The organism is Nitrospirota bacterium (assembly GCA_016207885.1).
Lineage (GTDB): Bacteria > Nitrospirota > Thermodesulfovibrionia > UBA6902 > UBA6902 > JACQZG01.
The window spans coordinates 118,727-135,934 of the sequence record JACQZE010000006.1 but is presented as its reverse complement, the minus strand read 5'-3'; the positions used below and the strand labels follow the sequence as shown (position 1 = coordinate 135,934).

The window sequence follows — 17,208 nt, the reverse complement described above, 5'->3', positions numbered from 1 at the left end:
TTATTGCTATTTATAGTAATATTTATGGCATTTCAGACATAGATCAAATGGCCCCTGAGCTTCGAGTGCCCACAGGTTTGGGAAATTTGATGCATGCGGGTTGTGGCAGCTTGCGCAAGACAGTTCCTTTCCCGGCCTTACAGGGTCGGGTTTTCCCTTTGTAGGATGCCCATCCTTAAAGAACATTCCTCCAACGATATGCTGTCCTGATTTTTTATCGTCATGGCAGCTCGTGCAGAGATCCCAGACCGGTTTGACGAGATTATATTCATTCGGAGCAGAGTGGGGGCTATGGCAGATTGCACACCGTCCAATGTTCACAGGGCCGTGGATGATCTTTTTGCTTTTCCATTCAGTTTTTTGTTCCGTATGGCACCCAAAACAGACATCGGATTCGGGTTGCTTAACTGAGTATCTTGGGATGCTCTCAGGGTTGTGGCAGCTTAGGCAGCTCCACACGGAGGCCGGGCCGTGTACAAAGGGATAAGATGTAATCTTTTTATGGCATGAATAGCATGTTGACGTCTTGCTTATATAAGATAAATTATCCTTGAAATATAACTCTGAATATGTAGCAATATTAACAGGCGTTCTATCCGCTTCCCTGGGAGTAAGTTCATGACAGGCAGAACATTCTTTACGGGCATTCATATGAAACAGGTCTTTTGTGAAATCAGAAGGTGGATTTTTATAGGAGCTTTCAATGTCTGAACGGCGGAAGATAGTTAATATGACTTGTTCTAATGTTTTGTTATTTTTATAAGCTGTTATAGTGATACTGTTCAATCCGTAGATCAAGGGAACATTGAAACACTCAAATTTGCTGTCAGGTATGATATCGCCCTCAATGTTGTTTTCTGCTTTTACATGTATCTTGTCTACCAGGCTTAAAGGCACACTTAAAGAGATGCCGGCATCAAAGAACTCCCTAATCGTCTTGTCAGGCGGGTAATTAATCGTAATGATCTTTTGTTCACCGGATACATTTTGACTCAGCAGGATAAGGAATGACAGAATGATAGGCAGATAGAGATATCTTACTTGCATTTTGAAAAAGATGATGGGAGCAGGTTCTTTTCTAATATGTTATGTACTGCTTTTTTATACATTTCAATTGATCTGTCTTTTTCACCCGTTAACTCATAGGCCCTTCCCAGATCATAATAAGCCTTTTGAGAGTAGGGGTTTGCTACTGTTGCCGAAGTGAGGATCTCAATAGCTTTATCAAGTTCATTTTTAAGAATATAAACCTCGCCAAGACCTGTTTTAGCATCTTTGGAGTCAGGATCCAGCTCGATGGCTTTGTCGAAGCTTGAAAGGGCCTGATCAGCTTCTTTATTCCCAAGCAGCAGAAAGCCCAGCAGTATATGAGACTTTGCGATATCGGGCTTTGACTCAATAGATTTTTTTACTGTCTCAATTGCCTGGCCTGAAAGTCCTGAGCCTGCAAATTCCAGAGCAAGGTTGTATCTTCTCTCTGCTTCATTCGCAGATTCATCAACATCCTCTTTTCCGGGCGATAGAATTTCAGTCAGTGAATCCTTATCGATCTCTCCTAAAGCTAACCTGATATAGCCTTCAAGCGCAGCTGCATAAGTAAGGGGATGTCCGGGAAGTATATATGAAAGTTTGCCCTCTTTATCGATGATCACTGTAGTGGGGTAAACACGTATTTGATAATTATCATATACCTTTCTCTCGTTATCTAAAAGAATAGGGAACTCAATCTTGTCAGTATCAACAATATTCAGGACAACATCCTTTTTGCCGGCGTCAGCCGTTATCCCAGCAAATTGAACACCCTTTTTGCCGTATTTATTGAAGATACTTTGAGCATCATTAAGGGCAAGGGCTGAACGTTTATGTTCCGGATTCCAGTAAATAAAAACCAGGATGCTGTTTCTATAGTCAGTTAATGATAGAACCTCGCCTTTTAATGTCATCAGCCTGAAATCAGGAGCTGCGTCACCGGCCTGAATATCATCAGCGTATGCAATAGGGCTTAGCAGAAGTATTATTGACAATAGAATTGATAATATCATTCGTTTGTTACCATTTTTGTCCTGTTATATTCTTTGATCTTGTGACAGCCGGGCAGACAGCTGCCGCCCTCATTTGTTTTCTTGAAGTTAATAGGGACTTCCCATGAACCGAATGGAACTGAATCCCTTATATGTTTGGGATGATTGCTGGCGTGTGTCTGATGGCACGAACGGCAGGTACGGCCTTTGGCAGGCTTGTTAACGTGTTTGAAATGCAGGTTAACTTTTCCGTTGCGAAAGTTTGTAAGTGTTGTAGTCTCCAGGTCCTTTACAATCGATTCCTCATGGCAGCTGAAACATAGTGCGTAGTTGCGCGCGGAAAAAGGCTCATAAAAAGAAGCTGGATAAAATTCTCTCAGCATTCTGAAATTATCCGAGCCGTGTGTGTTGTGACATCCGGAGCAGTCTTTCTGTTTTATCGGGCCATGATGATCACTGTTCTCATCAAGAAGTTTTTTTAGATTGGTTACAATGACTCCGCTTGGGGTTTTTCTGTCCTGATTATGGCAGCTTAAGCACAGATCCATAGGGGGTTTTGCGAGCATCTTAGGGATATTTGAAATATGCGGTTCGTGGCAGTTAAGGCAGGATTTGTCCTTGTCAATAGCCCCGTGTTTGTTAGCTACTTTGCTTACCCACTCTTTCATATCAGTATGACATCCATAGCAGAGGTTCGGGGCTTCATCAGAAAGCATATATTTTTTGGGAGCGGAGTGCGGGTTGTGACAGTTTACACAGTCTTCCGCTACCGGAGTGTGAATAACCTTGGCATCCTGGAACTCGGCAGCTTTGTCAGTATGGCATGTGTAACAAAGAGCGGGGCTTTGAGCCTTAAGGTTTTTGTTGTAATTTGCAGTATGGGGTTCATGGCATGCGATACATCCTCCCACAGCCGCAGGCCCGTGAACGAACTTTTCACCCACTATCTTATCGTCATGACAATCGAAACAGAGCGCGGAACCTTCTTTATTAAGCTGAAACTTGTAGGGTGAGCCGTGAGGGTCATGACATGCAAGACATTCGCCTTCCTTGACAGGTGCATGAGTGGTCTTTTTGGGATCAAAAGTATCATGGCATTCAAAGCATTTTTTGGCTACATCGCCTAACGGCTTGAATTTGTTCTTCTTAGGATTTGAATTATGGTTTGGTGATGCCCCATGACAGACTTCACATGCTCCGGCAGCTATAGGCCCGTGAACATATTTATCCTTATCGAGCTTGGGATGACAATCTGAAGTGATACACCCTGTTTCCTGGGCAAATGAGCGCGTATATGAGCCTGAGAACATGAATAAAACAAGAAATAATGCGATAAAAATCATAGGCATAACAACACGTTTCTTCAGCATGAGTCCTCCTGTTATATATGGTAAATGAATGAAATATTATACTTAATGCAGGATATCAATGCAATTATGTTATTACTATGAATATATATGTTATTGTGACTACATATGATAGCTGGTGGACGGTAGGGGAGTCGAACCCCCGACCCCCACGTTGCGAACGTGGTGCTCTCCCAACTGAGCTAACCGCCCTGTCAAACCAGTAAAGGGGATAATCACTAAGTGTTTATTCCCCAATTAAACAAATCTCAGATAGCCGTATCCTTCAAACATTTTGTATTTCGGCAGTGTAATGACTTAATTGACGCTTAAATAATTGTTTAGTATTATAACATTTGTATTGTTATACTGAATATATTATTTAAATAAATATAACACAAAAGCATTGCCTGATAAGCTGTATTAACATATTATCATTTTACATTATTCATAACAAAATCAATGGCTGAAGTTAAGACAAATAAAAAAAGAAAGATAGTAATACGCGTTCTGATAGCAGTATTCATTCTTGCGATCATACATTTTCTTTTTAGAGGCCCGTACCTTTCCAATTCTATCAAGAGGGTCGTAATCCCTGTTCTGGAAAATGTTACCGGCAAAAAAGTAATAATGGACAAGGCTGTCATCAACCTTTTTCCTTTTTATATTCAGGGGAAGAGTGTCAAGTTTATAGATGAGGACGGCAAGAGGCTGTTGTGGATAACAAAGTCACGAATTTATTTAGACGTCTTTGGACTTCTTTCAAAAGAAGTCAGGATAAGAAGGATTGTTCTGACAGAACCGAACTTGACCATAACTGAGGACGAGTTAGCTGAAATAGTAGACCACATAAAAGCCGGGCTTTCAGTTTCCAGCCCGGATCAGTTCAATGTGAGCCTGAAGAGCCTTAAGTTGACCGATGGGAAATTCACTTACACGGTTAATGACGGTTTGAATACATTTCTTGGAAATGGGCTTTATGCGGATATGCTTATCAAAGACACTGCCCAACTTGATTTTAAACTTGAAAATGGAACACTGAATATCAATGATCTCGGCGGGCTTGATTATAAACTTAAAGGGAGATTTATTATAGCGAACGGCAGGGTCAGGGTGCCTGAAATAGTCGTGTCATACGCAGATTCAACTGTTGCTGCAGCCGGCGAGGCGGCCTTTAATAATTGGAGGATGGGTAATGGAGAGTTTAGCGGCAAGGCAATTATCCATGAAGCTGACATCGGCAGAATTTTTGGCGCTGAAAATAAAACAGACGGGGTACTGACATTGTCAGGTACAGCCGGTATTTCCATGGATGAACATTCTGATATTCCGGTTTTCGCTTTGAATCTGGATGGCAAAGGTCATTTCTATCTTGAAACTCTGATGGATATTCTTAAAGTTAATGAGAATGTAAATGGCAGAATAGCTGTGAACGGGAAGATTACAGGCATCTTTCCTGAGCTTGCCGGGGAAGGGGATGTTAAGCTTAGTGACGCAGAGTTCGGAACGCTGCCTATTGATAGCGGGTTGGGCAAGATAGAATATAAGGACAAGAGGTTCGCTCTGACAAATTTTACCGCACATGCTTATGAAGGTGTGCTTAGCGGCACTGCGCATATTGACATACCTGAAGGAGATTTTGCAGTTGCTGCATCGGTCACAGAAGTTGACAGTGTCAAGCTTATGAACTATATCGGGTGGGATGCTCCATTCCGTCCCGGCAGGATAAGCGGTAATTTTGATTTACTGAAGATCATCGGCAAGGATATAGATGTTAATGCATTTTTGAGCTATAAAAATACCACTGATTCCGATGAAGAATTTATAGACAGGATAAAGAGCGTTGAAGGTAATATTGATTTTTCTGACAGCGTTGTAACCATAAGCGGCTCAAAGATATCTTCATTGAATACCTCTTTATCTATAGACGGCATGGCCGATACTGATAAAAAGATGCTTGACCTTGACCTTCAGATTGACGGTACGGATATTTCAGACCTTTCAGCGCCGTACTATAGCAATATAAAAGGCTCCTGCAATTTTACAGGTAAGGCGTCAGGCCCTTTTGAAGCCCCCGGGATTAGAGGAACTCTTAAAATGGGGCCGGGGCACATCAATGGTTTCGTAATCTCTGATGCATCTGCTGATATAACCCGCAGTGTTAAGTCGCTCGTTGTAAGTGACTTGACCGTTAATCAATCCGAAGCCAGCCTTAATCTCAAAGGAGGCATTGATTTCCGAGGGTTACCCGGGCTCTTTTCCTTTGATTCTCCTTATTACAATGCGAAAACTGTTTTCAATAATATAGAGGCAAGGTCATTGACAGATGCATTTTTTGAAACGCTGAAACTGACAGGCCGTTTAAATGGTGAAATGAGCTTTAGAGGTGATAATGAGAATTTCACAGGTAACGGAAGTCTCATTGTCACTAAAGGCGATATATACGGCCAGAAGTTCGACAAACTATCTGCTGATCTTGCGCTTGATTCTGAAAAATTGGATTTTAGTGCAGTTGATATGAAAAAGGGAGTTTCAGGCATTGCAGCAAGCGGGAGTTTATATTTTGATAAACGATTTAAAATATCAGCCAGAAGCGATAAGATCAGTTCTGAGGATATCTCATATTTAACCGGTATGCAGTTCGCTTCTCTCTTTACACTGAAACTGGATGGCTCGGGCACATTTGAAAAACCTGACATCAGATTTTCTGCTGGCATGATGGACAGCAGTTTTAGAGGGGTTGATGCAGGTGAAGGTGAGATCACGGGGAGCATAAAAGGGCAGAGGTTATCCGCAAGGGGAAGTCTTTTAGACGATAGAATAACTGCAGATATAAATGCGGTTCTGTCAGAAGTGCCTTCCTGGGCTGTTGATGTTGATTTTAAGAAAGGCAGATACGATTTTCTTCTGGCTGCGCTAATTAAAGATCCTCCTGAGGATATCTCCTCATTTGTGGAAGGCCATATCAACGTGAAGTCTGAAAAAGGCAGGATATCCATGGGCTCCAGGATTAATTCCTTGACTTTCAGCCTTTACGGTTATGACTTCAGGAATAACGGGGATATTATTTTTGACCTTAAGGATGATGACCTCAGCATAAAGTCTTTTTCTCTTGTCGGAAAGGATGCAAACCTGAATGTTCAAGGGGATATTTTCCTGGGTAAAAGCTACGATGTTAACATAGAGGGGGATATTGACTTGTTACCGCTTCAGGTGTTGACAGATAAGATAACGTCTCTTGAGGGGCGCGGCAATTTTGCAGTTGACATTAACGGAAACTGGGAGAAACCGGAGATCATCGGAGAGCTTGATGTCAGAGGTACCACTCTTGGATTTAAAGGTTTCCCTCATAAGGCCGGCCCGCTTAACGGAAAGGTCTTTTTTAACAGGGACAAGGTTATTCTTGATTCAATTAAGGGTGATTTTGCCGGAGGGAAGGTGGTTTTTTACGGCGCCGGATATCTTGATAAATTATCATTTAACAGGCTTCTTGTTTCAGCTGATATGACAGCAATTAAACTCAGCCCGATAAAGGGTGTCAATGCCGCTTTTGACAGTAAGCTTTTTTTTGAAGCATCATCTAAAGGGTCAAGCCTGACCGGCGAGATACTTCTTAAAAAAGCTCAGTATAAGAAAGATGTCGAGTTTAAAAAACTGTTTCTGGGGCTTAAAGAAATCGATGTGATCTCATCAAATCAGATATGGTTTGACAAGACATTGCTGAATATAAGAATTGTTGGAATTGAAGACATATATATTGATAACAATATTGCTAAAACTCCTGTCAAGGTTGATCTGACTCTGACCGGAACTCCTGCCAGATACGGTTTGATCGGACTTGTCGAGTCCGGCGGGGGATCGATATTTTTCAGGGGAAATGAGTTTAAGCTTCTGGAAGCCAGCAGTGTGGATTTTGTCGCAGCTGATAAAGTTTCTCCGGTATTACATTTAAAGGCTGAGACCTCAACAGGCGGATATCGCGTAAAAATGAACCTTGACGGCCCGCTTGATAATTTTACACTTTCGCTCTTTTCTAACCCGCACCTTTCAGAAATGGATATTCTTACGCTCCTTTCATTCGGAAGCGTGAGCAATGAAGGCAAGGGAGTCGAGGGCGGGATGGCAACAAGCCAGGCCACATCTATTTTGACAGGCGGAATTACGAGTGAGGTTGAAGAGGGATTCAAGTATATTACAGGCTTTGACCGTTTTGAAGTCGAGCCGCATACTACTGCAACCGGATCGGTAAGCCCCAAGATCACAGTCGGAAAGCGTTTTCTGGATGAAAAACTGTCAGTTGTATACTCAACTTCAATAGGCTCCACAGAAGAGAATGTCGTGAGAATGGAATATGACCTTGGCAACAATATCTCCATCGTCGGGTCAAGAGATGAAATAGGAAGCACAGGGGCGGATGTCAAATATAAGTTTAAATTTAAGTAGCGGCAGAGCTTGAATATATGATGTGTAATTCAAAATCTAAAAAAACATATAGCAGAATATCTGCGGCAATCTTGTTTCTTATTGTCTTCTTTATTCCTTTATTTAAGTTGTCTGCTGAATCAGTGGGCCGTGAATTGATCCGTGATATCAAGGTTGTCGGGCTTTCAAGGATAGAGAGTGAAGCGTTTGTTGATATGATGTGTTTTCATGCCGGGGAAACATTTGATAAGGAAGTTTTGAAAAAATGTATCAGGAGAACGTTTAAAAAAGGTATTTTTCTCGATATCAGGGTTGATTCTGAATGGACCGGTGACGGTGTAAAACTTACATATTTTGTGAGGGAGTTCCCTGTTATCAGCAATATCTATATCAAAGGCAATAATGGAGTCTCAAAAAAGCAGGTCATGAAGGCGATGTCTCTTGATGAAGGCGATGATTTCAGGGAAGAGCTTGTTCAAAAAGCGGAAAAGAATATTATCAGCCTGTATAAAAGAAAGGGTTTTTATAATACGGCCGTAAAAATAAGCTTTAAAACCCCGAAAAGCATTTCAAAGGTCGATATCGATGTGAACATTGATGAGGGGATGCCTCTCAGAATTAAAAGTATAAATATGCCTGATGAAGCTTTGAGGCGCACCGGCGTATCTGTAAATGATATTTATGACAGCGATATCATTGATAAGGAAATTACCAAACTAAAGGGCTATTACATAAAGCAAGGTTATATCCGGCCTGAGGTCGGCCCATATGAATTAAGGGATGGAGAGCTTTATGTCCCGGTCAACCCCGGTGGCAGGTTTGAGATAGAATTCAGGGAGAATACGGTATTCAGCAACAAAAAGCTATTGAAAGAGATGCCCTTCATCGAGAGTGAAATGGTTTCGGATGAACTGATCGAAGAAGCATCAAACAGGATCAGGGATATTTATCTTAAGAGCGGCTATTATCATGTTCAGGTTGCTGCTGGAGTAGAGAATATTGAAGATCTGACAAAAATAACTTTTATTATATTTGAGGGCAAGAAGGTTACTGTTGGAAGTGTTGATTTTGAAGGAATGAGCATTGATGAGAAAATTGTCAAAGGAATGATACCTCTTAAAGAAAATGCCCTGTATGATGAAGACCTTCTGGCCGGCAGCAGCGATTCCATTGAAAATTTCTATAATGCCTTAGGCTATATCAATATGAAAGTTATCAATGTAAGGAAGGCATTTGAAAATGACGGGCGTATCGTTAACCTTGTTTTTGAGATTAATGAAGGTATTCAGGTCATGGTCAAAGGGCTGGATATTAACGGCAACAGTGATCTGTCAGTATCAGAAATAAGGAATGCTATCAGCCTTAGAATGAATACTCCTTTAAATCTCGTGGATATCCGTGATGCACGGTACAGTGTTCTTGCATTGTATAAACGATTTGGTTATATTGATGCCGATGTTGATATTGCCACTGAGATAAACGGAAACGAGGCTGACATTCATTTTAATATAACCGAGAACAGGCCTTCTGTCCTCGGCAAGGTCATTATTCGAGGCAACCGGAAGACAAAGGAGAAGATCATCAGGCGTGAGTTTACCCTTACTGAGGGGAGCCCTTACAATTATGATGAGATATTAAAGATAAAGCAGAGCATATATAAAATGGGACTTTTTAATGAAGTCTCAATAGATGAACTCTCCTCTGAGAAGCTTTCCTACAAGACTGTCAGGGACGTACTGGTAACATTAAAGGAAGACATGGCCGGCTCAGTTGAGGTTGCTCTTGGATATGGTGATTATGAACAGTTCAGGGGTTCATTGGATGTCAACTACAACAATCTTGGCGGCTCTAACAGGCAGGCAGGGTTCAGGGCAGAGGTCAGTTCTGTGGAAAAAAAGTTTGGAATTGAATATGTTGAGCCATGGCTTTTTAATAAGCGTGGCCTGGATTTCAGGGCGTCTCTGAGCAAAGAGGGCAGAAAGAATGTAAACATTGATACAAGAGATGTCCTGTTTGAGATTGACAAACTCTCGATCATTGCAGGCATTGAAAAAGAGTTGGCTGATGGTTTAAAAACCAATGTCAGTTACGAGTACTCGTTAAATGAAACTTCAAATCTTGAACCTGGTGTGATATTAGGCAGGGAAGATGCCGGCACGCTCGCTATCGGGAGTATCTCAACATCTGTTTTTTATGATACTCGAAATAATCCGTTTGACCCTTCCAGCGGTTCTATCAATGGTGTTGTAATTAAGTTTGCGTCAAAGGCCTTTCTGTCTGAGGTCGAATTCATTAAAGGAACTTTTCAGAGCTCATGGTATCACGAGTTAAGGAAAGGCCTGGTCTTTGCGACATCTCTAAAAGGAGGCGCATCTTATAGTTATGAAGAGGATGATGAGCTGCCTCTGGTTGAAAGATTTTTTCTTGGCGGCAGGACTACGGTAAGGGGGTATAGCCATGATACGCTCGGGCCAAAGGGGATTGCAGATGTTCCGACAGGAGGCAATATCTTTGCGCTTATTAATGAGGAATTAAGAATAGATGTAGGAAAGGGTATCGGGTGTGTTATTTTTCTTGATGGCGGGAATGTTTGGCAGGTTTCAGATGATATCGATGGTAAATTAAAGTTTTCAGCGGGCGGAGGTTTGAGGTATATCACGCCGGTCGGCCCGGTAAGGATTGATTATGGGCATAAATTTGACAGGGATGCCGGTGAGAGCCCCGGGGAGATCCATTTCAGTTTTGGCCATGCATTTTAATAAAGGAAAGGTAAATGTATAATGCGGCTTAGAGCAGATATTTTCTTTAATATTGCAATGACTGCCTCATTCATTCTTTTCTTGCAGATCTCATCCGTTCTTGCAGATACTGAGATCATTGAAAGAGTGGTTGCCATTGTCAATGATGAGGTGATATTGCTGAGTGAATTCAATAATGCCTATGAAAACGCCATAGCCTCGGGAAGAGGCATATCCAAAGAGGAATTTCTTGATGAGATGGTCAACACGGAGCTGATCCTGGAACAGGCAAAGAAATTCAGTTTTGAAATTTCTCCTGACACTAAGGTTTCTGATAACTTGCTTGTAGAAAGATATCTTGAAAGAAGGATAAAAGCCTTTATCCATATACCATTCGAAGCAGTTGAAGACTATTACATAAAGAATTCATCTTTGTTTAAAGGGAAAAACTTTTATGATGTTCAGGATCAGGTAGAGGCTTTACTTGTCGATGAAAAGTTAAATATAAGAATTTCTGAGCATATAAAAGAATTAAGAGATAATGCTTACATAAGAGTGCAGCCTGGTGATGATCATAAGACTGCTGATTAACAATACTTGTTGTGCTAAAAAAATAAACTTAAAGCTCGATAAGAACAGCTGATTCATCACATTCAGGGAATTTGTGGCACTTAAGGCATTCCCCCCATATCTTTTGAGGCAGGGCATTCTTATCTGCTTCCCTGAAACCCTGACTGATAAAAAACTCAGGTTTATATGTGAGGGCAAAGACTTTCTTTAATCCAAGGGCTGCTGCTTCTTTTAAGCATTTTCTTATCAGTTTTTTACCTATGCCCTGTCCCTGGTATTCGCTTGAGACTACAAGAGATTTTATTTCAGCGATGTCTTCCCATAGGACGTGCAGGGCTGATACGGCAATGACCTTGTCATCTTCAACACATACATAAAAATCCCGTATATTCTCGTATATCTCATTAAGCGATCTCGGAAGCATAAGGTCTTTTTTTGCGAAATTATTTATAAGCGACTGCATGCCTCTGACATCTTTAATTGTTGCTTTATTTATATTCATTATCCATATTCCTTTTTAATATCAGTTACCGGCAGATAATATATTATACAGATTCAGAATGATCCCTTCTCTCAGCCCGTAATCCGAGACAGTTATCTCCTGGAAATTAAATGTTTTCATTGTCTTCAAAAGAATGGAAGTCCCGGACAGTATAATGTCCGCCCTCGAAGGCTCAAGCACCGGATATAGCCTCAGCCTCTCTTTTATGGTAACTTTTGACATTTCTGAATATATGTAATTTGCATTCTCAAGCGTTAGCTTTGAGTTATGTATTCTGCCATGCTGAAACTCGGAAAGGCCCTGAACCATTGCTGAGAGAGCGGTTATTGTGCCGGCAGTTCCGATAAGGGATGATTCTCCTGATAGATGTTCATGAAGAGATCCTGCGATTGAATCAAGCTGTCTGGAAATCTCCTTCTCCATCATAGATATTTCTTCAGCAGCAGGCGGATTGCTCTTAATATACATGTCGTGTAAATAAACCGCGCCAAGATTGAGGCTTTCAAAAAATACCTGTTCCCCTTTATCTGTCAAAATGAATTCCGTGCTCCCCCCTCCTATGTCAATAAGAAGCGCTGACTCAGGAACATGCAGGTCCATCATCATGCCTGAAGCTGAGAAGGCTGCTTCTTCACTTTTTGACGCTGTCTTTATCTCAATTCCCGTCTCCCGCATCGCTTCACATAAAAACAGGGATCTGTTTTTTGCTTCCCTGAGAACGCTTGTTCCAATGGCAGAGGTTGCTTCCGTTTTGTGAGCGTCAATGATTTTCCGGAACTCTTTAAGCGCGTCAATACTTCTTTTTATCGCTTCAGGCCTGAGCATATTATTAATGGAGACACCTTCGCCCAGCCTTGTTATCATACGTTTTGAACAGACAGGTTTCAGGCTGTTATTGCTTGCCTCAGCGATCAGAAGCCTGAAGGTGTTTGTTCCTATGTCAATGCCTGCAAGGAGTCTGGGTTTCATATGAAAAGCGGTTCGTCAGCCTTTTGAATGATCCCTGCGCCTTCAGCCCGTAACAGCAGCTCTTTAACAGCCTCTTCACCGTCAGCGCCTGTATCCAGCGAATATTTGTTGACATAGAGGTCAATGTGCCTGTTTATTACATCATCAGAAAGTTCCTGAGCATGTTCTTTGATATACCGCATCACGGCATCTCTATTATTAAAAGCAAACTCAATACTCTTATGAATTGTATTATCGACAGCATTGATAGCCTCAGCGCCAAGTCCTCTTCTGGCGATTATACATCCCAGAGGAAGGAGCAGCCCTGTCTCTTCTTCCCACCATTTGCCAAGGTCTATAATCTCTTTTAATCCATATGAGGGGTATGTGAATCTGCTCTCATGGATTATCAGGCCTGCATCGACATCTCCATTTTTAATGGCTGGCATGATCTCATTAAAAGGCATTACTGAAATATCTGCTTTTCCGATCTTAAAGTCCGGGTCAAACAACTGAAGCAGAAGGTATGCGGTTGTAAGCCTTCCGGGGATTGCGATCCTTTTATCCTTTAATTCGCTGATGGAATATGCTTCTGCTCCGATCAGAAGCGGTCCGCAGCCTTTGCCGAGCGCGCCTCCGGAACGAAGCATGCAGTAATCTTTTCTTAGCCCTCCGAATGCATGATGAGAGACCTTTGAAATATCCAGTTCTTTTCTCAAGGCCATCTGATTTAATGTTTCGACATCAAGCAATACTTCGTTGAATGTAAAACCCATGGAATCAATAAGGCTGTGAACCATTGCATAGAAGATAAATGTGTCATTAGGGCAGGGCGAGTAGCCGAGTGATAGATTTTTCATATCGCGATCCTTACAATTATATCGCTTGTATTATATCATATAAGAAAACGGCCGGACGAAGGCAATTATGGATACAAAGATACAGAAATTCAATGAGATACTCCAATCGCTCTTGCTGCATCTTCACGGCAAGGAGAAGGCGCTTCGCCTGTCGCTTATCACCTTCTTTTCACAGGGGCATTTATTGATAGAAGATCTTCCGGGACTGGGCAAGACAACACTTGCCGTCAGCATCGCCAATGCCTTCGGGCTGAAGTTCGGGAGGATCCAGTGTACAAATGACCTTCTGCCTTCCGATATTACAGGCGTATCAATATACAACAAGAATACTGATTCATTTGAGTTTCACCCCGGCCCTATATTCAACAATATTGTTCTGGTAGATGAGATAAACAGGGCTACCTCAAAGACACAGAGCGCGCTGCTCGAGGCGATGCAGGAGAGGCAGATAACGGTGGAGGGGGTGACTTATAAGCTTGAGCAACCTTTTTTTGTTATCGCAACACAGAACCCTGTAGAGCATCACGGAACCTTCCCGCTTCCCAAATCACAGGTCGACAGGTTTATGATGCAGATCAATATCGGCTATCCTGACAAGGATTCTGAAAAAAGGATAATCAAAGAGGTCATGGGCAGCGAGTCAGCGGCTTTGACTGAGCGCCTGATAGACAAGGATGAGGTTGTCAGCATCCAGAAGAGCATCAGGGATAATGTCTATATATCTGATAATGTTCTTGCATATATTCTGGATGTAGTAAAGGCTACAAGGAGCTGCAAGTATCTTCTGACAGGGCTGTCAACAAGAGGAGCGCTTGCCATAACCGAGACGGCAAGAACAAACGCCTTTTTCAGCGGCAGAGACTTTTTGATCCCTGAGGATGTCAAAGAGATGGCTGAGTTTACTATTCCTCACAGGGTTATTTTTAAGGATGAGTATGAGAGCTATGATAAAAAGGAGATCATAAGATCGATAGTAAAAGAGGTCCCAGTTCCCGTTTAATCAGGATCACAAAAGCCGGCAAGCTGTATATTGTCATAACTATCTTTCTTGCCCTTGTCGCAGCAAACAGCGGCCTTAATCTTGTTTATCTTATCGTCTCCGCGCTCTTGAGCTTCATGGTTATCTCCGGCCTTCTCGGAAAAGCCAATATATCGGGAATTGACATTGAGCTTGAGCCTTCGCTCGAAGTATACGCTAACAGGCCCTTTCCATTAAAGATCAGGAACATCAACAGGCGAAGATATCTTCCGGGCTTTATGTTCAGGGTGCATGTCGCCGGAGAAAGCGCCTTCCTGCCGTTTATAAGCGTAAAGTCCGAATCGTCAGCATATGTTAATTTCACCTTTGAGGCCAGGGGCAGGCAGAGCATAGACGAGCTGTATCTGTGTTCCGCGTTTCCTTTTAATTTCTTTGTAAGGTGCAGGAAGATCAAAAAGAGCTTTGACTTCATAGTATTTCCTGAACCAAAGAGATGTGAGCTTTTGAGCCATGTTGAAGAGAAGGTTCGAAGGTCCGGCGAACTGCCGGTCAATAAAGCCGGGTTCTATCCTGAGATGATCTCCATACGTGATTATATAAGCGGCGACCCGCTTAGATATATAAACTGGAAGGCGACTGCAAAGACAGATAAGCTCCAGACAAAGGAATTATCTTCAGCCTCTTTTAATCCGCTAATAATTGATTTCGATGATATTGATATGAAGATACTTGAAGAAAAGGTCTCCTGCATTACATATACAATCCTGCAGCTCTATAAAAAGGGCGTGCCTTTCGGTTTCAAGATAAGAGATAAACTCTATTTACCGGAAACTGCCAATTCCCACAAATACACAGTCTTAAATGAGCTGGCTTTATATGGTGCCGCGGATGAAAGCTGATATCAGTATTAAGTTAGCGGTCAAGCTTATAACTTTCCTGATAGGAGCCATAGGTTTTCTCTCTGTTGTACAGCATGTCAGTTATTTATACTCTCTGCTATTTGTTTCGCTTTTAATAACATCCGCCATATTTGAGAAGACAAACAGGTTCATCTTCCCGCGATGGGACTTAAATTCCATAGCGGTCATATTCATATTCATTACGGTTATGAACATGAATTATGAAAACCTGATCGAAAAGATGATAGAGATGTTCATCTTTCTTCTTGCAGTTAAATTCCTTGAAGACAAGAAGACAAGAGACCACCTTCAGATATATACCATTTCGGTCTTTCTCCTCCTTGGCTCTGCTTTGCTCTCTACGGATCTTTTGTTCTTGATATACTTTCTCAGCCTGGTATTTTTATTCACAGTCGCGATAGTCCTTCTTGCATACTTGTCCGAGGAACCGGATCTGCTCCTGAAAAAAGATGTTCTCTTTAAGATAGTTTCAAAAGCTCTGCTCATCCCTGCGGCAGCGATCCCTTTGACTGTGATCTTCTTTATAATTCTGCCCAGGCCGTTCTCGCCTCTTCTAAAGGTATCGACACCGGGACAAAAGGCAATGACAGGTTTTTCAGAGGACATTAATCTCGGCATGGTATCTGAGATACAGGAGGATACCGGCACGATATTCAGGGCAGAGATGAAAGAGATACCGTCTTCACTGCTTTATTGGAGGGGCATTGTATTTGACTACTTTGACGGCAAAAGCTGGAAGATGTCAGATAAGAGAGAGATGGTAAAGTTAGGGAAGCAGGCGTTAAAGGGTGAAAGGGTAGAGCAGACGATATTTTTAGAGCCGTATAATTATAAATATCTTTTTGCCATTGACCGGCCAGTGTCAATTAACAGGTCCAGAACAAGCAAGGTATTCACTTACACTCTGCCGCGGAGCCCGGATAAAAGGATTAAATATGATGTTGTCTCTGTATTAGATGAGACCATTTATGAAGATGCTATAAATGAGGATATCTATCTGCAGCTTCCTGATAATATTTCCAGGAAGATAACCGGCCTGGCATTAAGGCTTTCTGCAGGCAAGGATGCGCAGGAACAACTTGATTCAATATTGCGCTTTTATTCTGATGAAAAATTTACATACTCGATGGAGGGACTGCCTGTATCAACAACGCCTTTGGAAGATTTTTTATTCGATCTCAAGTACGGCAATTGTGAATATTACGCTTCTTCAATGGCTGTGCTGCTCAGGCTGTCAGGTGTTCCGGCAAGGGTTGTGGGCGGCTACAAAGGCGCTGACTATAACGCGGTGGGCGGATATTATGTAGTACAGCAGAGAAACGCGCATGTCTGGGTTGAGGCGTATATAAAGGGCCGCGGCTGGGTCAGGGTTGATCCGACACCTGCATCCCGTGAAGTGATCATCAGGAGTTACCAGAGCGGTGTATTCTTTAAACTGGGGATGGCGCTTGATGTTGTCAACTATTTCTGGAACGGCTTTGTTATTGACTATGACCTTAGAAAACAGTTCACACTTTTTATGAGATTAGGGCAGGGCATAAAAAATCCCGGGCTCGATATAGATCTTTCTGTCGGCAAAAAGAGCGCTGGCAGTTTTATAATTATTCTCATCCCTATAATTTTGGTTCTAATAATTACTTACAGGGTAATTACTCATAAGACCCCGGCTGAAATAAAGATCATCCGTAAATTCCATAAAAGAATGCGTAAGCATGGATATGAGCGCGGCCATAGTGAGGGGCTGGATGAGTTTCTGCTGCGAATCGATGATGAGCAGATAAGGCGCAAGGCAGCGGCATTTGTCACTGACTTTAACGAGATATATTATAAAGATCAGGGATTCACAAGGCCTGTGATAAAAAGTCTGAGCAAGAAGATAAAAGCCATAAAACCGGATTAGCC

General features: G+C 42.1%; 12 protein-coding genes and 1 tRNA gene. 6 read left to right on the top strand and 7 right to left on the bottom strand.

Features of this window, described 5'->3' with window-relative positions; translation table 11 throughout:
• Positions 1–6: 6 nt before the first annotated feature.
• From HY807_06125 to HY807_06110, 4 genes are all read right to left on the bottom strand, one after another.
• Positions 7–1,047 carry a cytochrome c3 family protein gene (locus HY807_06125; GenBank protein ID MBI4825984.1) on the bottom strand — a complete coding sequence of 347 codons (1,041 nt, stop codon included), beginning with the start codon at positions 1,045–1,047 and terminating at the stop codon, positions 7–9.
• Positions 1,038–2,024 (bottom strand): redoxin domain-containing protein, encoded by a 987-nt coding sequence (locus HY807_06120; GenBank protein ID MBI4825983.1) that lies wholly within the window; start codon positions 2,022–2,024, stop codon positions 1,038–1,040. Before HY807_06120 ends, HY807_06125 begins: the two co-directional genes overlap by 10 nt.
• A 14-nt stretch (positions 2,025–2,038) precedes the next feature.
• Positions 2,039–3,391 carry a cytochrome C gene (locus HY807_06115; GenBank protein MBI4825982.1) on the bottom strand — a complete coding sequence of 451 codons (1,353 nt, stop codon included), beginning with the start codon at positions 3,389–3,391 and terminating at the stop codon, positions 2,039–2,041.
• Between the two features lie 113 nt (positions 3,392–3,504).
• A tRNA-Ala gene (locus HY807_06110) sits at positions 3,505–3,580 on the bottom strand.
• Between the two features lie 249 nt (positions 3,581–3,829).
• On the opposite strand from HY807_06110, the gene HY807_06105 reads away from it, so the two are divergent.
• The 3 genes from HY807_06105 to HY807_06095 all read left to right on the top strand — a co-directional run bounded on the left by HY807_06105 (position 3,830) and on the right by HY807_06095 (position 11,118).
• Positions 3,830–7,810, top strand: a complete 3,981-nt coding sequence (locus HY807_06105; GenBank protein MBI4825981.1) for a translocation/assembly module TamB domain-containing protein — start codon at positions 3,830–3,832, stop codon at positions 7,808–7,810.
• 122 nt (positions 7,811–7,932) lie between these two features.
• A complete protein-coding gene (gene bamA, locus HY807_06100) occupies positions 7,933–10,548 on the top strand; it encodes an outer membrane protein assembly factor BamA (protein MBI4825980.1) in 2,616 nt (871 codons plus the stop codon).
• Positions 10,549–10,569: 21 nt separating this feature from the next.
• Positions 10,570–11,118 carry a SurA N-terminal domain-containing protein gene (locus HY807_06095; GenBank protein ID MBI4825979.1) on the top strand — a complete coding sequence of 183 codons (549 nt, stop codon included), beginning with the start codon at positions 10,570–10,572 and terminating at the stop codon, positions 11,116–11,118.
• Positions 11,119–11,146: 28 nt separating this feature from the next.
• Here HY807_06095 and HY807_06090 read toward each other — a convergent pair whose 3' ends face one another.
• From HY807_06090 to HY807_06080, 3 genes are read right to left on the bottom strand one after another with little or no spacing between them, the layout of a single operon-like run.
• A complete protein-coding gene (locus HY807_06090; GenBank protein MBI4825978.1) occupies positions 11,147–11,599 on the bottom strand; it encodes an N-acetyltransferase in 453 nt (150 codons plus the stop codon).
• Positions 11,600–11,620: 21 nt separating this feature from the next.
• The gene (locus tag HY807_06085; protein ID MBI4825977.1) at positions 11,621–12,568 is read right to left on the bottom strand and encodes a Ppx/GppA family phosphatase; all 948 of its coding nucleotides are present in this window, start codon (positions 12,566–12,568) and stop codon (positions 11,621–11,623) included.
• Complete coding sequence (locus HY807_06080) at positions 12,565–13,407, bottom strand: 1,4-dihydroxy-6-naphthoate synthase (GenBank protein ID MBI4825976.1); 843 nt, start codon at positions 13,405–13,407, stop codon at positions 12,565–12,567. The genes HY807_06085 and HY807_06080 overlap by 4 nt, the downstream gene beginning before the upstream one ends.
• A gap of 67 nt (positions 13,408–13,474) precedes the next feature.
• On the opposite strand from HY807_06080, the gene HY807_06075 reads away from it, so the two are divergent.
• From HY807_06075 to HY807_06065, 3 genes are all read left to right on the top strand, one after another.
• Positions 13,475–14,407: a MoxR family ATPase gene (locus HY807_06075; GenBank protein MBI4825975.1), complete on the top strand. Its 933-nt coding sequence runs from the start codon at positions 13,475–13,477 to the stop codon at positions 14,405–14,407.
• Positions 14,408–14,523: 116 nt separating this feature from the next.
• Entirely contained in the window at positions 14,524–15,285 is a 762-nt protein-coding gene (locus tag HY807_06070; GenBank protein MBI4825974.1) for a DUF58 domain-containing protein, read from the top strand.
• Positions 15,275–17,206 carry a DUF3488 domain-containing transglutaminase family protein gene (locus tag HY807_06065; protein MBI4825973.1) on the top strand — a complete coding sequence of 644 codons (1,932 nt, stop codon included), beginning with the start codon at positions 15,275–15,277 and terminating at the stop codon, positions 17,204–17,206. Before HY807_06070 ends, HY807_06065 begins: the two co-directional genes overlap by 11 nt.
• The last annotated feature ends 2 nt before the right edge of the window (positions 17,207–17,208 follow it).